At 73.1% G+C, this 17646-nt stretch carries 11 protein-coding genes and 1 riboswitch; of the genes, 5 read left to right on the forward strand and 6 right to left on the reverse strand.

Features of this window, described 5'->3' with window-relative positions:
- Positions 1–430 precede the first annotated feature (430 nt).
- Positions 431–588: riboswitch (cyclic di-AMP (ydaO/yuaA leader) on the forward strand.
- Positions 589–601: 13 nt separating this feature from the next.
- Complete coding sequence (locus ACFYOV_RS33330; RefSeq protein WP_389094316.1) at positions 602–1636, forward strand: M23 family metallopeptidase; 1035 nt, start codon at positions 602–604, stop codon at positions 1634–1636.
- A gap of 178 nt (positions 1637–1814) precedes the next feature.
- On the opposite strand, the gene ACFYOV_RS33335 is transcribed toward ACFYOV_RS33330, so the two are convergent.
- The 4 genes from ACFYOV_RS33335 to ACFYOV_RS33350 all read right to left on the reverse strand — a co-directional run bounded on the left by ACFYOV_RS33335 (position 1815) and on the right by ACFYOV_RS33350 (position 6849).
- On the reverse strand, positions 1815–3122 hold the full coding sequence (locus ACFYOV_RS33335; RefSeq protein ID WP_389094318.1) for a PrsW family intramembrane metalloprotease: 1308 nt from the start codon (positions 3120–3122) through the stop codon (positions 1815–1817).
- Between the two features lie 98 nt (positions 3123–3220).
- Positions 3221–4078 carry a tRNA (guanosine(46)-N7)-methyltransferase TrmB gene (gene trmB, locus ACFYOV_RS33340; RefSeq protein ID WP_389094320.1) on the reverse strand — a complete coding sequence of 286 codons (858 nt, stop codon included), beginning with the start codon at positions 4076–4078 and terminating at the stop codon, positions 3221–3223.
- Between the two features lie 39 nt (positions 4079–4117).
- Complete coding sequence (gene lhgO, locus ACFYOV_RS33345) at positions 4118–5386, reverse strand: L-2-hydroxyglutarate oxidase (RefSeq protein ID WP_389094322.1); 1269 nt, start codon at positions 5384–5386, stop codon at positions 4118–4120.
- A gap of 41 nt (positions 5387–5427) precedes the next feature.
- A complete protein-coding gene (locus ACFYOV_RS33350) occupies positions 5428–6849 on the reverse strand; it encodes an MFS transporter (protein WP_389094324.1) in 1422 nt (473 codons plus the stop codon).
- 715 nt (positions 6850–7564) lie between these two features.
- Between ACFYOV_RS33350 and ACFYOV_RS33355 the strand changes: the two genes are divergently transcribed.
- Positions 7565–9706 (forward strand): asparagine synthase-related protein, encoded by a 2142-nt coding sequence (locus ACFYOV_RS33355; RefSeq protein WP_389094326.1) that lies wholly within the window; start codon positions 7565–7567, stop codon positions 9704–9706.
- Between the two features lie 1253 nt (positions 9707–10959).
- Here the strand turns inward: ACFYOV_RS33355 and ACFYOV_RS33360 are convergent.
- Positions 10960–11718: a TetR/AcrR family transcriptional regulator gene (locus ACFYOV_RS33360; protein WP_389094328.1), complete on the reverse strand. Its 759-nt coding sequence runs from the start codon at positions 11716–11718 to the stop codon at positions 10960–10962.
- A 376-nt stretch (positions 11719–12094) separates the two neighbouring features.
- Here ACFYOV_RS33360 and ACFYOV_RS33365 point away from each other — a divergent pair, with 376 nt between their 5' ends.
- Together ACFYOV_RS33365 and ACFYOV_RS33370 are read left to right on the forward strand one after the other, a co-directional pair.
- Positions 12095–13474 carry an NAD(P)/FAD-dependent oxidoreductase gene (locus ACFYOV_RS33365; RefSeq protein ID WP_389094330.1) on the forward strand — a complete coding sequence of 460 codons (1380 nt, stop codon included), beginning with the start codon at positions 12095–12097 and terminating at the stop codon, positions 13472–13474.
- A 173-nt stretch (positions 13475–13647) separates the two neighbouring features.
- Entirely contained in the window at positions 13648–15309 is a 1662-nt protein-coding gene (locus ACFYOV_RS33370) for a SpoIIE family protein phosphatase (RefSeq protein ID WP_389094332.1), read from the forward strand.
- Between the two features lie 3 nt (positions 15310–15312).
- On the opposite strand, the gene ACFYOV_RS33375 is transcribed toward ACFYOV_RS33370, so the two are convergent.
- The gene (locus ACFYOV_RS33375; protein ID WP_389094336.1) at positions 15313–16587 is read right to left on the reverse strand and encodes an MFS transporter; all 1275 of its coding nucleotides are present in this window, start codon (positions 16585–16587) and stop codon (positions 15313–15315) included.
- Positions 16588–16710: 123 nt separating this feature from the next.
- Here ACFYOV_RS33375 and ACFYOV_RS33380 point away from each other — a divergent pair, with 123 nt between their 5' ends.
- Positions 16711–17259, forward strand: coding sequence for a MarR family winged helix-turn-helix transcriptional regulator (locus ACFYOV_RS33380; protein WP_389094334.1), 549 nt, complete (start codon positions 16711–16713; stop codon positions 17257–17259).
- Positions 17260–17646 lie beyond the last annotated feature (387 nt).

A 17646-nucleotide genomic window follows, 5' to 3' on the forward strand; every position in this document is an offset into this window, starting at 1 on the left:
GTGGAGCAGCTCGGTAGCTCGCTGGGCTCATAACCCAGAGGTCGCAGGTTCAAATCCTGTCCCCGCTACTGAAGGCCGAGGGCCGGAATCCGAAAAAGGGTTCCGGCCCTCGGTCATTGCCCACCGTGCCCACCGTGCCCACCGTGCGGACCGTGCGGGGTCCCCCTCCGGGCTCTCGCCGGGCGGGTGCTTCGGCACCGATGTCACCGAGGGTGAGCGTCCCGCCCCGCTGCGCATAACAACTGATAAACCGTCAGAAAAACGTCCTTCGCTGAAGCACAGTCAACTCGCCCGATTTAAACCGTCCCTGGCAGGTAAGTCCCCGCGAAAATCATTAACGATCAAGAGGAACGACTTGGAATCCGGGGCTCGCGTCTATTAACGTTCGATAACGCAGCGCGGTCGTCCCAGCCGTCACAGGAGTCGGCTCCGTGCGCACGCGCCGAATCCCGCAAGGGAACCGGGGAACCACCACCTTGGGGTGAATCGTGTGGATGCCGCCGTGGAGACACGGCTGGTATACGCGCGTAGGAGACCTTCCTGCTCCGAACCCGTCAGCTAACCCGGTAGGCGGAGAAGGAAGGAAAGGAGTACGCCCCACGTGGCGTCCAACCGGCCTGCCCCCGAGGCCCCGTTCATGCCGAGCCAGCGCGACGGCGAAACCTTCGGCTACGGCGCCGTCCGCGCCGACGAGGGCCCGTTCGAGGAGTGGAACCCCACCGCGGAGTCCATTCGACCCGTACGCGGCCGGCACCGCGTCGCCAAGCAGCGCGGTGGCGGGCTCGCCCGCAGCTCCACGGTCCTCGGCGTCGGCGTCATAGCGGCTGTCGGCGCGGGCGGCATGGCCAGCGCGCAGACCGGCAAGCCGCCGGTGTCAATCTCCATGCCCGACCTCGCCTCCGTGGGCTCCCTCCTCTCCGACGACGAGGAAACCCCCAAGGGCTCCGCCACCCCGCTCAGCAGCGTCGGCATGACCACCGTGGACAGTGAGCAGGGCTCCGCCGACGCGGGCGAGGCGCTGCGCGCCCGGATCATGGCGCAGGTCGAGCAGCAGCAGGACCAGGCCCAGAGCAAGGCCGAGGCCGCGGCGGTCGCCGCCGCCGAGAAGGCGGCCGCGGAGGCCGCGGCCAAGGCGGAGAAGGAGGCGGAGGCCAAGGCCGCCGCCGCGAAGAAGAAGGCGGAGGAGGAGGCCGCGAGGAAGGCCGAGGCCGAGCGTCTCGCCCAGCTGGCGAAGCAGTACGCGCTGCCGACCTCCTCGTACACCGTCACCTCGACGTTCGGTCAGGCCGGGGCGTACTGGTCGTCCGGCTACCACACCGGTCTGGACTTCGCCGCGCCCACGGGCACGCTGATCAAGGCGGTGCACACCGGCACGATCACCGCTGCCGGGTGGGACGGGTCGTACGGCTACAAGACCGTGCTGACCCTCGAGGACGGCACCGAGATCTGGTACGCCCACCAGTCGTCGATCAGCGTGAGCGTGGGGCAGAAGGTCAACACCGGTGACGTGATCGGGCGCGTGGGTGCGACCGGCAACGTCACGGGGGCGCACCTTCACCTCGAGGTCCACCCGGAGGGGTCGTCCTCGGGCGTGGACCCGATGGCGTGGCTGCGTGAGAAGGGCCTCAGCGTCTGAGACGCGCTCTCCTGAACCTGGCGCTCCTGCAATCCCGCGCTTCCTGAATCGCGCTTCTGAACTCGGCGCTTCCTGAACCCGGCGCTTCCTGATTCCCGGCAGTCCCGACGGCGACCCCACGACGTCAGGGCTGCCGGTCAGGTGTTTCTCGGGGCATGCCTCGTTCGTCGTGCCCGGGTCAGGGACGGTACGGGTTCGCGTACGGGGTGTACGCGGGGTGGCCGTAGCCGTGGCCGTAGCCGTGGGGCACCGCCCGGGGTGGCCAGGGGGGTGCGGTGGCGCGGGCGGCGTGGTCCAGGGCCGGGCGGGCGGCGTCGCGGCGGTGCCACAGTTGCCGGAGGAGTTCGCGTTCGCGGGTGACGAAGTCGGCGTTCGCCCGTCCCTGGCGGCCCCGGTGGCGGAGGAAGGCCAGGGAGGTCGCGCACGCCTGGTACTCGGCCACTGCGCGTGCCGCGGGTCTGCCGCCGTGGCGGCGGGCGTACTGGCGGGCGATGCGGCGGGCGCGCATGGAGCCCAGGGCGAAGGGTTCGGCCGCGGTGAGCCAGCCGGCGACCGCGTAGGCGGGCAGTTCCCCACGCACCGTGCGCAGTTCGCGTTGGCGGGTCCAGACCACCAGCCAGGTCAGGAGGCCGAACATGGGGACCATGAAGGCCGCGTAGACCGCGAAGAAGCCGTACTCGCCCAGCGTCGCGGAGCCGTTCCACAGGGCGTGCATGCCCATCGCGAGGAGCAGGCCGGCGAGCGGGAGCAGCATGCGGCGGGCCCGGTGGCGGTCCGGGGAGAGGGCCGAGATGCCGAAGCCGATGCCGGTGAGGACGGTGAAGAGGGGATGGGCGAAGGGGGACAGGATGATGCGGACGAAGAACGTCGCCGCGGTGACCGAGGCCATGCCGCTGCCGCCGGTCAGCTGGTCCGTGCCGAAGGCGGTGCCCAGGTAGAGGATGTTCTCGGTGAACGCGAAGCCGGTGGCGGAGAACCCGGCTGTCACCGCGCCGTCGAGGATGCCGGTGAAGTCGCGTCGGCGGAAGAGGAAGATCAGGAGGACGGCGGCCGCCTTCGCGGACTCCTCCACGACGGGCGCTATGACGGTCGCGCCCAGGGTGTCCGCGCTGGAGGGGTCGGCGGTCGCCGTGGCTATCCACTGGGTGGCGAAGCTGTTGGCGACGATCGCTATCAGTGCGGCCGCGCAGGCGCCCCAGGCGAAGGCGAAGACGAGGTTGCGCCAGGGGCCCGGCTCCACACGGTCGAGCCAGCGGAACGCGGCCAGGAGCAGGGGGACCGGGAGGGTGGCCAGGCCAAGGCCGACCAGGAAGCCCTCCGTTCCGGTCTGCTCCCGGACCAGCGCCAGGATGACCAGGCCCGAGAGCGTCAGGAGGGTGATCAGCGCTCCGTAGCGCACCCACGGGCGCTGCCACCAGTGCGGGTGGCCCGGGGTGGTGCCGGTCCGGCCGGTGGGAGGCGTCGGGTACGGAGGGCTGGTGGCCACGGCATCGTCCCTAACGAGGGAGGGGCGCCGCCCGCACAACGGCGAGGCGGGCTCGGCGCCGGCGGGGAGCCGGAGGGCTCGGCTGGGCGTCGTGTCGGTCAGCTCGGCTGGGCGGCGGGTCTGTCCGCGTGGGGTACGCGACGGAAGAGCAGGTCGTTCACGACATGTCCCTTGTCCAGCCCCTGACCCTCGAAACGGGTCAGCGGCCGGAAGTCGGGGCGTGGCGCGAACCCGCCGTCCGCCTGGGAGTTCTCGAAGTCGGGGTGTGCCGTCAGGACCTCGAGCATCTGCTCGGCGTACGGCTCCCAGTCGGTGGCGCAGTGCAGGACCGCCCCCGGCTTGAGGCGGCTCGCGGCCAGGGTGAGGAAGGCGGGCTGGATCAGCCGGCGCTTGTGGTGGCGCTTCTTGGGCCAGGGGTCGGGGAAGTAGACGCGCAGGCCGTCGAGCGAGTCGGGGGCGAGCATCTCGCGCAGCAGGATGATCGCGTCGCCGTTGCCGACGCGGACGTTGCTCAGGCCCTGCTGGTCGGCGAGGTTCAGCAGATTGCCCTGGCCGGGGGTGTGGACGTCGACGGCGAGGATGTTGGTGGCCGGGTCTGCGGCGGCCATCAGCGCCGTGGCCTCGCCCATGCCGAAGCCGATCTCCAGGACCACCGGGTTGTCGTTGCCGAAGAAGTCGACCAGGTCCAGGTGGCCGCGGCCGTCGATGTCGAAGCCCCACTTGGGCCACAGACGCTGGAGCGCGTCCGCCTGGCCCGCGGTGACGCGGCTGCGGCGCGGCTGGAAACTACGGATCCGCCGCTCGAAGTGCGACCCGGCGGGATCGGCCTTCGGCCCGTCCGGGAAGCGCGGCTCCCCCTTGCCCCGGGTACGGCGGACGGACACCCCGGACGTGTGCGGGGAGTCGTGGCCGGGGGCGGGCCGGCGCTCTGCGGGGGGATTCAGGGAGTCAGACACAGTGGCACCGATTTTACGGGGAGGCGGTGGGCGGGCGGTCTAGGGCCGGGGCTGCGGGACACGGGTGGGGTGGCGGGTGCCGTCGAAGGCCTCGAGTGCTCGGCGGGCGATCTCCCTGCCGATCGGCAGGGAGGCCGTCGCCGCCGGTGAGGGGGCGTTCAGGACGTGGACCGCGCGAGGGCTCTCGTGGATCAGGAAGTCGTCGACGAGGGTGCCGTCGCGCAGGACCGCCTGGGCCCGCACGCCCGCCGACGTCGGGATCAGGTCGTCCTCCCGCACGGCCGGCAGGAGACGCCGGACGGCGCGGGTGAAGGCGGACCTGGAGAGGGAACGGTGCAGTTCCCCGGCGCCGTAGCGCCAGTGGCGGCGGGCGATCCGCCAGGAGCCGGGCCAGGTCAGCGTGCCGGTGAGCTCGCGGGGGCGGAGGGTGCGCCAGTCGTAGCCCTCGCGCGCCAGGGCCGGTACCGCGTTGGGGCCGACGTGGACGCCGCCGTCCGTGCCGCGGGTGAGGTGGACGCCGAGGAACGGGAACGCCGGGTCGGGGACCGGGTACACCAGACCCCTGACCAGCTGGGGGCGGGCCAGTTCGTAGTACTCGCCGCGGAACGGCACGATGCGCACGCCGGGATCCTGCCCGGCGAGACGGGCGATCTCGTCGCAGTACAGGCCGGCGCAGTTCACCAGGACGCGACCGCGCACGACGTCGCCGGTGGCGGTGCGGACGGCGGCGCCCAGGTCCGGGCGGTGGTCGACGCGGATGACCCGGGAGCCGTAGCGGATCTCCGCGCCGGACGCCTCGGCCAGCCGGCGGGCCACCGCCGTGAAGTCGCAGATGCCGGTGGTGCCCACGTGAATGGCGGCCACGCCCTCGACCTCGGGTTCGTACTCCGCGATCTGCGCGGGGCCCAGCTCGCGGACCGGGATGCCGTTCTCCCTGCCGCGCTGGACCAGGGCGTGCAGACGGGGCAGCTCCTCGCGGTCGGTGGCGACGATCAGCTTGCCGGTGACGGCGTGCGCGATGCCGTGCTCGGCGCAGAACCTCACCATCTCGGCGGCGCCCCGCACCGCGTAGCGCGCCTTCAGGGAGCCGGGGCGGTAGTAGATGCCGCTGTGGATGACGCCGCTGTTGCGCCCGGTCTGGTGGCGGGCGGGGCCGGGCTCCTTCTCCAGGACGGTGACGCGGGTGCCCGGGGCGGCACGGGTGAGCGCGTACGCCGTCGACAGGCCGACGATTCCGCCGCCGATCACCAGCACGTCGCAGTCGTACGCCGGCCGCACCTGCACCACCTCCCGGGTTCGATAGTGCACTGCGCCACTGACAGCGCGCTCAAACCCGGGAGCCGGTTCCGTCAGGCGGGGGCCAGGAGGGGGCGGGCCCGCTCGCGCAGTTCGACCACACGGGGTTCGTCGCCGTAGGGCTCCAGGCGTTGCAGGAGGTCCTTGACGTACTCGGTGGTGCGGGCCGAGGAGATGCGGCCGGCCACCTCCACCGCGCGGACGCCCTGCTCGCACGCGGCGTCCAGGTTGCCCGACTCCAGCTCGGCGACCGCCGAGACGACGAGCCGCAGCCCGTGCGAACGCACGAACTCCTCCGTCGGGCTGGAGAGGGCCTGCTCGGTGAAGCGACGGACCTGGCGGGGCGCCTTGAGGTCGCGGTAGCACTCGGCGGCGTCGGCGGCGAACCGGTCGTAGGAGTAGAAGCCGAGCCAGGACGGGTCGCTGTCGCCGGGTCGTGAGCGCTCCAGCCAGCCCTCGGCCGCCTTCAGGGCCGCGCCGGCCGCCGGGGCGTCGCCCGCCCGCGCGTGCGCGCGTGCCTCGACCAGGCGGAAGAAGCTCATCGTGCGGGCCGTGGCCAGGCCGCGGTTGCGCTCCAGCGCGGCCTGGGCGAGGTCCACGCCCTCGTCACCGAAGCCGCGGTAGGTGGCCTGGAGGGACATGGACGCCAGCACGTAGCCGCCGAGGGGCACGTCGGCCGCCGCTCGGGCCAGGCGCAGGGCCTGGATGTAGTAGCGCTGGGCGGCCTCCTGCTGGCCGGTGTCGAAGGCCATCCAGCCCGCGAGGCGGGTGAGTTCGGCCGCCGCTCCGAACAGGGCCCGGCCGACGTCGTCGGAGTAGGAGCCGAGCAGCAGCGGGGCCGCCTCGACCCTGAGACACTCGGGGACCATCGACGAACGCCAGTCCCCTCCGCCGTACTTGGAGTCCCAGCGCCGTGCGTCCTCGGCGGCCTCCCGCAGCTTCCGCACATCGCTGTGGCCGACTTTGATCGGTGCGCCGGAGCCCTCGGACGGGTTCGCCTCACGCGCCACCGAACTGTCGGCCGGGGTTATCAGCCATCGGGACGCGGGGGTCGCGTAGGCGCTCACGGCGAACGATCCGGCCAGTGACTGCCAGATGCCGCCGGATCCGGCACGGCGGCCGGCGAGGTCCAGGCGGTACAGCTCCGTCGCGGACTTCACCGCCTGGCCGACGTCCCGGGGGAAGGCGAGGCCCACTTCGGGTGCGGGGTCCGCGTCCGCCAGGCCGATCTCGTGGAGCGGCACCGGACGGCCGAGCTTCTGGCCGATGGCGGCCGCGATCAGGTGCGGCGCGGCGCCCTGCGGCACCATGCCCTTCGACACCCAGCGCGCCACCGACGTCTTGTCGTAGCGAAGTGTCAGTCCCCGTTGCGCGCCAAGGTCGTTGACGCGTCGCGCGAGGCCTGCGTTGGAGATTCCCGCGAGGGCGAGAACGGCGCCGAGCTTTTCGTTCGGCCCGCGTTGCTCCCTGGACATGCGCCACCCCTCGACACAGACGGCTGCCGCGCTGGCATAACCACGCGGCATTCGTAAACCCAGCGTAGTTCGCCGCATCCCAAGCGTTAAGGGGCATTCTTCCGGATGGCGGGATTGTGGTCCGTACTGAAGTGCGGGTCCGATACGCGCAGTTGCGGCGTGCCCCCGGCGTGTGGCCGTGCGCCCGTGCGTGCGCTCTTCTCCGGCCATCACGGGAGCGATTCCATGGTCGGTGCGTGGGTCGGCCCGCTGTACTGGATCCAGTGGGCTGGGGGACACCGCCGCCTTCATCCCCGCGGGCGGCGGAACGGTCCGGGAGGCGTGCCACGTCTCCCGGACCGCGCGAGCGCCCGAGGGTGCGCAGAGCCTGTACGGAGCGTGTTCGAGCGTGGTCTCACCGCTTCGATTCGGCTGAAAATCGACCCCACCGTTCGAAGGGTATCTCCGCGTTTGCCAAGGCAGTTGAGGGCGCGTTGGTGGCTTTTGGGGCGCGCTGCGGGGGCGCATTCGCGTCGCGGCGGTGTGGGCGTCGCTGGGTCGGCGCTTGGCGATCTCCTTGCGGCGGGCGGGTGTTCGGATCGGGGGAGACGTATCCGCCGGGGCGCATTCGGCGGAGCACATGCGGCTCCGGCACCCCTCTGGAGCGCCTCCTTCATGGCAGCATGGGGACCGGTTCGTACCGTGCACTGGTTGTCCACAGCCTGTGGAGGCGTCGATGCGGTGGTTGGTGGGATGGAGCAGCGCCGCCGCGGGAACCCATGGGTTCGGATCCGCCGGAGCCACCGGGAGCGACGGTGAGACCCTGCAGCCCGTGGGATCCCAACCACTGTGGGGCGACCCCGATCCGCTGTGGGCCGTCGGCGACTGGCGCCCCGACGAGGTACGGATCGTCGCGGCCGACCCGCAGACCCGCATCGCCGTCCTCGGCACCTGCGGCGCCTCCGACGAACAGCTGCGCGTCGCGCTGTTCGCCGCCCGCGGTGGGGCACTCCGGCACCTGACCGCCTGGCCGGGCAGCTACACCGCCGTCGTCCAGGTGGGCCGCCGGATCACCGTCTGCGGCGACCTCGCGGGCGCACGCCCGGTCTTCCACACCCCCTGGGCCGGCGGCACCGCCTACGCGACCGCCGCTCTGCCGCTCGCCGACCTCGTCGAGGCCAACCTCGACTTCGGACACCTCGCCGCGCTGCTCGCCGCCCCCGACGTGCCCGCCGCGCTGCACGACTCCACTCCGTACGACGGCGTGCGGCGCGTCCCCCCGGGGCACGCGCTCATCCTGCGCGCCGGGGCACGTGAGGTCGCCGGGTACGAGCCCGTCGCCTCGCTCGCGGTCGCGGCGCCGCCGGCCGACCCCGACCGCGCGGTGGACGCGGTCCGGGACGCACTGGTCGAGGCGGTACGCACCCGGCTGGCCGCGCCCCGGCACGTACCGGGCGCCGACATCGACCCGGGGCCCGTGCCCGGGATGGGGCCGGCCGAGCGGCGGGCGGCGCGCGGGATGCCGGTCCCGGGGATCGGGGCCGACCTGTCCGGGGGGCCGGCGTCGGGGACGCTGGCGCTGCTCGCGGCGGGGCTGCCGGGAATGCCGGGGACCGTGCTGGGGCACGGGACGGGGGCGGGGGAGCGGCTGCTCGCCGTCACCTTCAACGACCTCGTGGTGGGTGGTTCCGGCGCTTCCGGAAGCGGTGGCGGGGATGATCCGTGGGGTGCGGGGGGCGGTGGCGCCGACGAGATCGAGCGGGCGGGGGCGCTCGCGGCGAATCCCCGGCTGCACCACGTGGTGGTGGCGGGCGGCGAGGAGACCCTTCCGTACGCCGACCTGGACGGGCCGCTGACCGACGAGCCCGGGCCCTCGCTGGTGACCGCGGCCCGGCACCGGACGCGGCTGGCCGCGGGGAGCGCGGACCACTTCACCGGGTACGGGGCACGGCAGGTGCTGGACGCGCACCCGGCGCGGCTCGCGGATCTGCTGATGGACCGCAAGCGGAGGCATCTCGTGCGCCCGGTCGCCGCCCTGGCGAAGGCCGACGGGTCCGTGATGGTGCCGGCGCGGGTGTACGCGGCGGCCCGGCGGCTGGCCCGCACACCGTACCGAGCCGGCCTCGAGACCCTCGCCGAGCGGCTGATGGACCACCGGTTCGACGCCGACCCCGGTGGGGCCGGGGACGCCTCGCTCGCCGCGCTGACCTGGGGGAGACCGGGGCCGGCGGCCCGGTGGCTGACCGGGGAGGCACTGGCTGAAGTATCGGTTCGTCTCCAGGCGTCGAGGCACCGGTCGGACGTGGGGCCGGGACAGCGGCCCGGCGACTTCCGGGCACGGGCGGCGCTGGCCCGGCACGCCGCGGACCTGCGGGTGCTGGAGCAGGCCGCCGAGATCCGGTTCCAGCGGCTGCACGCGCCGTTCCTCGACAACCAGGTCGTGCGGGCGTGCCGGGCACTGCCGGAGGCGCTGCGGGTGCAGCCGGGGGCGCGGGCGGCGATCCTGCGGACGGTCCTCGAGGGGGCGGGCGTGCGGGAGCTGCCGGCCGGGTGGGGGGCCCCGACGCAGGGAACGTCCGCGGCGGCGGCCCGCACCGGTCTGCGGGTGGCCGCGGATTCGCTGATGGCGCTCTTCGACACGCCGCTGCTGGCGGAGGCGGGGCTGGTGGAGGCGCGGGTGGTGCGCAAGGCGCTGCGGGGGGCGGCGGAGGGGGAGGCGCTGCCGTTGGACGGGCTGGCGGATCTGGTGTCGCTGGAGTTGTGGCTGCGGCGGCTGCTGTCCCGGCGGGGAACGTGCTGGACGGGGACTCCGGGCCGCCAGCGGGCGGTGCCGGCGGGGATCGCCCCGCAGCGGGGCGCGCTGGGGGCGGCGCGGTAGGCATCGACGCGGGGCCTGGGCGCGGGGTTCGGTCGGGTTCGGGTGCGGGTGCCTGGGCGCGGGGTTCGGTCGGGTTCGGGCGGTGGGGGTCTGAGGCCGGGTGCGGGTGCCTGCGGTGTGGGGTCCGTGCGGGTGCGGGTGCGGGTGCGGGTGCGGGTGCGGGTGCCTGTGGCGTGGGGTCCGTGCGGGTGCGGATGCCTGTGGCGCGGGTGCGGTGTCTCGGCGCGGGGCGGGTTCCGCCGCCTGCGGTGGTGGGGTGTGTGCGGGATGGGTGGGCGGTGCCTGTGCGGGTGTGGGGTGCGCAGGGGTGCGCTCCTTGCCCGCGGCGCGTGGTTCGGGCGTGGGGGCCCTGCGTCCGCGAGTGGGGGCCTGCGGCTCGGGTGCGGGGCCGGGGAATGGGATGCGGATGCGGGTTCCGCCGCACTGGGGCGGTGGCGCCTGTGCGGGGTGCGCAGGGGTGCGCCCTGGCTGCGGTGCGGCGCCCGTTGCTCCTCGTGGGCGCGGCCGGCCGGGACGCGGGCGCGCGGTGGCGTCCGGGCCGAAGAGGGTGGTGGCCTCGCCCGGGACGTGTCGCCGCCCTCGGTGCGCCACGTCCCGCCCACTGCCGGCGCTCCGACAAGGGGCGGGACGCCCGCCTCGCAGGGACCTTTCGGCTCGTGCGTCACCGGTGCGTCGCCCGCGCGTCCGCGCCCGGACCAGAGTGTCGCTTCCGGGGCCCAGGCAGGCGTCCCGGGCCACGGAGAGCCTGAAGTCGTCGCCAGGTGCTCGCGTTTCGCCGTCCGGGGCACGGTGGCCGCCACCCGGCGGACCGAGGTCGGTGGACGGGCGCAGCCGGCGCACCACCGGGCCCGAGCCGCCGCACCTCGCCCGGGACAGGTGGACGCGGACCCCGGTGGTCAGGTCGTCCGATGTGTGGACGTGCCCGCGCAGCAGGTGCGGGCACAGCGGCACACCGCCTCCGCGTGGCGCCGGTACGGTTCCTCGTACGCCGTGCGGCGCCCGAGCGCGTCCGGGTGAGAAACTCGGAACCCGTCCGCGGCACGCCTGGGCGCCCGCTCCGACCGGTCACCCGCGGTGGACTGCCGCACCCGTCACCGGACTCCCGTCCCGCCCGGTGACGCCGGCCGCCGCCTCAGGCGCCCGCCACCGGCCCGGTTTTCCGGTGGGTCGGCGAGCGGGGTCACCCGTTCGGGGGGCGGCGTCGTCCGGACGTGCGCGCCGTGCCGCCCCCTCGGCATGCCCCTGAGCCTGCCTCAGGCAGGACGGGAGCGCAGGCCCTCCAGGAGGATGTCCAGGAGGCGGGCCGAGGCGGCTGCCTGCTGGGCGGCGTCCGGCAGGGACGGCGCGGCCGTGGCGATCACCAGGAGGACGTCGGAGACCGAGACGTCCGGGCGCAGTTCGCCCGCCGCACGGGCCCGCTCCACCAGTTGACCCACCACGTCGAGCAACTCGGCCGCGCCGGCGTCGTCCTCCGGTGCCACCGTCACGGGCTCCTCGGGCACCAGCCGCAGCTCAATGTTGCCGGGCTGGGTCCGCTGCTGCGGCACGCGCGCGTGATCCTGCGCGAGCGGCTCGTCCGCCACGCCCACCCGCAGTACCTGCGGCGGCAGCAGCCGCCCGGCACCCGACGCGACCGACGTGCGCAGGAAGCGCGACAGGGCGGACCACGGCTCGTCCTCCTGGCCGAGCGCCGCACGCGCCTGCTCGGTGAGCCGGGAGGTCTCCTCCTCGGCTATCCGCCGCACCAGGACGTCCTTGCTCGGGAAGCGCCGGTAGACCGTGCCCACACCGACCCGTGCCCGTCGTGCCACGTCCTCCATGGGCGCGCCGTAGCCCAGCTCGCCGAAGACCTCGCGCGCGGCACGCAGCACGTGCTCCAGATTGCGCTGTGCGTCCACGCGCAGCGGCGTCGTGCGCGCCCGGTCCGCGCGCCCGTTGCTCGCCGCCGCGCTCATCGCGCCGCCGGTGGCCACGGCGGACGCGGAAGACCAATGAGAATCCTGAACATGCATACGCTTTCCCCCGGTAATGACGTCTCCCCCCGGAGACTTCTCCCCGCCATTGATTCCCGGGGCGTACGGATCGAGCCCGGTTCCCGAACCCGCCCGTCGCGGACCCGATGAGCGCATCCCCCTACACCCCGTCGACACACGAACATAGTTGAGAGGGGGTCAATTCAGAAGAGGGAGGTTCCGCACGGAGCGCCCCCCGATCGGAGTACGGGGCGCAATCGTCCCGTATGTCCTCCCGTGCCGGGTCGCGATCACACGGGCTGACCTGCGGGCACGGAGTGTGGCCGGGCCTCCCGGCCACCCCGGATTCTCAAGGCGTCCGGTCACACAATTCGTCGAGCCTGTGGACAAACGCAAGCGGCGGGTGCGTCATGGGATGGTGAAGGAACGTGCGCGCATTCTCGTTGTCGGCGGCGGCTACGTCGGGATGTACACGGCCCTGCGCCTCCAGCGGAACCTGAAGGGGGAACTGGGGCGCGGCGAGGTGGAGGTCACCGTCGTCACACCGGACCCGTACATGACGTACCAGCCCTTCCTGCCCGAAGCGGCCGCCGGGGCGATCTCCCCCCGGCACGTCGTCGTACCGCTGCGCCGCGTCCTGGGCCGGTGCCGTGTCGTCATCGGCGAAGTCACCGCCGTCGACCACGCCAGGCGCACGGCCACCATCACGACGCTCGCCACGGAGGAGGAGGGCACCGGGGGCCGGCAACTGGCGTACGACGAACTCGTCCTCGCGCCCGGATCCGTCTCGCGCACCCTGCCGATCCCCGGGCTCGCCGAGCACGGCGTCGGCTTCCGGACCGTGGAGGAGGCCATCGGCCTGCGCAACCACGTCCTCGAACAGATGGACATCGCCTCCTCCACCCGTGATCCCGCCGTCCGCGACGCCGCCCTCACCTTCGTGTTCGTCGGCGGCGGCTTCGCCGGGGTCGAGGCGCTCGGCGAACTGGAGGACATGGCCCGGTACGCCACGCGCTACTACCACAACCTGCGGCCCGAGGACATGAAGTGGATCCTCGTCGAGGCCACGGACCGCATCCTGCCCGAGGTCGGCGAGGAGATGGGGCGCTACACGATCACGGAGCTGCGCCGACGCAACATCGACGTGCGCCTCGAGACCCGGCTGGAGTCGTGCGCCGACCGGGTCGCCGTGCTCAGTGACGGCGCCCGGTTCCCCACCCGCACCCTCGTGTGGACGGCCGGTGTCAAGCCGCACCCCGTACTCGCCGCGACCGACCTGCCGCTGACAAGGCGCGGGCGCCTGAAGTGCACCGCCGAGCTGACCGTCGAGGGCACCACGCACGCGTGGGCCGCGGGAGACGCCGCCGCCGTCCCCGACGTCGCCGCCGGGGAGCCCGGCCGGGAATGCGCCCCCAACGCCCAGCACGCCCTGCGCCAGGCGAAGGTCCTCGGCGACAACATCGCGCACTCCCTGCGCGGCGAACCGCTCGAGACGTACGCCCACAAGTACGCCGGGTCCGTCGCCTCCCTGGGCCTGCACAAGGGCGTCGCGCACGTCTACGGACGCAAGCTCAAGGGCTACTTCGCCTGGTTCATGCACCGCACGTACCACCTCAGCCGCATCCCCACCTTCAACCGCAAGGCGCGCGTGGCGGCGGAATGGACGCTGGCCGGGCTCTTCAAGCGGGAGATCGTCTCCCTTGGTTCACTCGAACACCCCCGTGCGGAGTTCGAACTGGCGGCCGGTGGAAAGCCTTCCCAGGACCCCCCGCACAACCCGAAGGGGTCGTCCTGACCGGACCACGGAACTCCAGCGGCCGGCCCGGCGTCTGACGGATGTCGGCCCGGTCGGCACCCTGCCAGACTGGTCCACCACCGCGGGCGGGTCACCGCCCACCCGGTGCGGCCCTCCGGGGCTCCGGCCGGTCCCGGCTTCCGGCCGCCGACAACGACACGAGGCAAGGATTCGTGAACTTCACGCGCTGGAGCGCCCGGCTCCCCGGAACGCAGCGCCGCGCCGCAGCGCGGACCGAGCACACGGTCTCCCCGGACCGGCAGGGAGACGGCTCCGTGCCCGCGGCCCGCGCCGAGCGGTTCACCGACGACGCGCCGCCCGTACCCGCCGTCGACGACCTGCGGGTGCGCGAGGTGCTCGACCGCGTCCCCTCCCTCGTCGCCCTGGTGCACGGCCCCGAGCACCGCGTCGCCTACGTGAACGACGCCTACGCCGCCGCGTTCGGCGTCCGCCCGGTCGGCGCGCCCGCGCGCGGCGCGCTCCCCGAGCTCGACCGACTCGGCCTGCTGCCCCTGCTCGACCAGGTCCTGCGCAGCGGCAGGCCCCGCACGGTCAAGTCCCGCAAGGCCCCCGACGGCCGCTCCTACACCTTCACCTGCACCCCGGTCGGCCAGGGTGACGCCCACGGTCCCGGAGTCCTCGTCTTCGCCGCCGACGTCACCGACCACGCCGAAGCCGCCGAACGCCTGCGCGCCAGCGAACGCCGCCAGCGCGAAACCGCCGTCACCCTCCAGCGCTCCCTGCTCCCCCAGGAACTCGAGGAGCCCGACGACCTGCGCATCGCCGCCGTCTACCACCCCGGCGGCACCGAGGCCGCGGTCGGCGGCGACTGGTACGACGTGATCACCCTCGGCGGCGGCCGCACCGCCCTCGTCATCGGCGACGTCATGGGCCGCGGCGTCCGCGCGGCGGCCGTCATGGGGCAGCTGCGCACCGCCGTGCGCGCCTACGCCCGCCTCGACCTGCCCCCGCACGAGGTGCTCCAGCTCCTCGACGGCCTCGCCACCGAGATCGACGCCAACCAGATCGCCACCTGCGCGTACGCCATCCACGACCCCAACGAGGGCCGCCTGGTGTACGCCTCGGCCGGCCACCTGCCGATCCTGGTCCGCGACGAGAACGGCACCGTCCAGCGCGCCGACGAGCCCACCGGCCCCCCGCTCGGCACCGGCGGCTGGATGCACGCCTCCGGCTCGATCACCCTCGGCCCCGGCTCCACCGCCGTCCTCTACACCGACGGCCTGGTCGAACGCAGGAACGAGGACCTGGACGAGGGCATCGCCGCCCTGGAGCGGGCCCTGGCCGGCGCCACCGGCACCCCCCAGGTCGTCTGCGACCGCCTGGTCCGCTCGGCCGGCGTCACTCCCGACCACGACGACGACGTCGCCGTCCTGGTGCTCCAGCATCCCGCCCGCAAGGGACCGGAGGGCGAGCTCTTCCGCAACGCCGCCCTGGAGCTGCTGGGCGGGGTCGAGGCGGCGCCACGCGCGCGTGCCTTCGCCTCCGGCGTGCTCACCAGCTGGCGCTTCCCCGCCGACCTGCACGACCTGGGCGTCCTGGCGACCAGCGAACTGGTCGCCAACTCCCTCCAGCACGGCACCCCGCCCATGCGGCTGCGCCTGCGACGCACCGACCGCCGTCTGATCATCGAGGTCACCGACGGGGACGACCACCTGCCCAGGCGCCGCCGCGCGGAGCCCGTTGACGAGTCCGGCCGGGGCATCGCCATCGTCGCGACGATCGCCTCGAACTGGGGGTGCAGACGCACCCCCGGCGGCGGCAAGGCCGTCTGGTGCGAGTTCGCCCTGCCGCGTGCCGGGGGCTCACCGGGGTGATGCTCAGGCGTGCGCCGGAGCCTGCCCCGCCGACGCGCCCCCCTGCGCCACCACACGGCCTTTCACCACCGACGGCTGGTCCTGCACGTCCGTGAGCTGCCGGCCCAACCGCAGCGCCAGCCCCGTGATGCCCAGCGAGAACAGCAGGAACGTCACGACGTACGGCGCGTGCAGCGAGGCGCCCAGCGGACCGCCCACCGCCGGGCCGACGGCCAGCGCGAGCTGCTTCACCAGGGCGAACGCGGAGTTGTACTGCCCGGCCATCCCGGTCGGCGCCAGATCGGCGACCAACGGGGCCAGCGTCGGCGACAGCATGGCCTCACCGAGCCCGAACAGCGCGTACGTCGAGACGAACGCGGCGGTCGCCATCGCCTGGCTGCCGTTCCCGAGCCCGGCGTACCCGGCCACGGCCCAGGCAACAGCCCAGATGAGTCCCACGGACGCGATCATCCGCGAGCGCCTGCGGCGCTCCACGAACCGCAGCACCGCGAACTGCGCGACCACGATCACCAGCGTGTTCGCCGCCAGTGCCGTCCCCAGCGCCGACGTCGAGATCCCGGCGGCCTCGACCCCGTAGGCACTCAGGCCCGACTCGAACTGGCCGTAGCAGGCGAAGAACAGCACGAAGCCCAGCACGCACAGCTGCACCATGGCCCGGTTGCCGAGCAGCTGCTTCCAGCTGCCCCTGGCCGACTGCCCCGGGGCGTCCTCGACGCGCGGCGAGTGCGGCATCCGCACCGTCGCCATCACGGCGACCAGCACCAGGAACATCGCCGCCTCGAGCGAGAACAGCAGGGTGAAGGAGCCGGGCTTCGTGGTGTCCACGAGGTGTCCGCCGATGAGACCGCCGACACCCAGACCGAGGTTCTGGAGGAAGAACTGCATCGCGAACGCCCGGGACCGGGTGCCGGCGGTGGAGCAGTCCACGATCATCGTCGCCAGTGCGGGCTGCATCACGGCCTGCCCGGCCCCGAGCGCCGCCGCGGACAGCAGCACGGTGACGGCGCCGCGCGCCAGGCCGAGGCTCAGCGCTCCGATCGCGGCGGTGACCAGGGCGGCGAGCAGCACCGGCAGCGGGCCGCGCCGGACGATGGCCCGCCCGGCGAACGGCAGCACGATCAGCGCGGCCACAGCGAAGACGGCGAGCACGAGACCCGCCGTCATGGCCCCCAGCCCCCGCACCTGCGCCACATAGACGTACAGGTAGGGGACGGTGAAGCCCAGCCCGAACGCGCTGAGTGCGTTGCCCACGTGGATCCGGCGCATCGCTGCGCCCATCGCCCTGGTCACGTTCACCTCTCTCACTAGTTAGTCCTGAACACTTAGAAGCTAAAGTTCGAAGCTAAAGAGTACACAGTGAAGAACTTCAAGGCAAAGTAGGGGCGTGCGATACTGCGCCCCATGGGCGACACCTCCGGCCTCAGCGAGCCGACACTCGAAGAGCAGATCGCCGCGTATCAGCGCGAGTTCCAGGACCTCGACCCCCAGGTCGAGAAGATCGTCTCGGCACTGTCCCGCCTGAACCGCCGGATGAACGTCGCCTACGGCCGGCAGACCGCCGAGCTCGGCATCAGCAACGCCGACTGGGAGGTCCTCAAGGCCCTCGTCCTGTCGGGCGCCCCCTACCGCATGGGGCCCAGCGACCTCGCCAAGCGCCTCGGTCTGACGCCGGCCGCCATGACGCACCGGATCGACCGCATGGTCGCCGAGGGCCTGGTCACCCGGGAGCGCGACGAGTCCAACCGCGTCCGCGTCATCATCGAGCTGACACCCGCCGGCCGCGAGAAGTGGCTGGAGGCCATGCGCCTCGCAACGGTCTTCGAGGAAGACCTGCTCCAGGACCTCTCCCCGGAGGAGCGCACGGCCCTCGGTGAGGTCCTCACGCGACTGCTGCGCAGGGTGGAGCACGCCCAGCCGGACGCCGGTGGACGCCTCTCCGACCTGGACTGACCCGGGTCTGCGGGCAGCGACGTAAAGATCTTGACAGGGGCCGCTTGACAGCCCCCTGCCCGGTCCGTAGAGTTCTTCGGGTTGCCGCGGGGCCGTAACGGTTCTGCGTCAGCACCTTCCGCCGCGACAGCGGCACTCACACCATCAAGCATGATCTCCCAGCCGGGTTTTTGGGCGTGCCCGAATTCAATTCGCATGGGACTCGGAGTCTTGAGCGGGACCGGAAACGGCGCCGATTTGAGAAGCCCCGAGAGAATCCGCTAAGGTTTGGGACGTCGGAACGGCCCAGCGCCCGGGAAGACAAACCCCGCTGACTGGGGGTCAGGTCGAGAAAAGGATCTGATAGAGTCGGAAACGCAAGACCGAAGGGAAGCGCCCGGAGGAAAG

This window comes from Streptomyces sp. NPDC005931, assembly GCF_042871235.1.
In the GTDB taxonomy this organism is placed as follows: domain Bacteria; phylum Actinomycetota; class Actinomycetes; order Streptomycetales; family Streptomycetaceae; genus Streptomyces.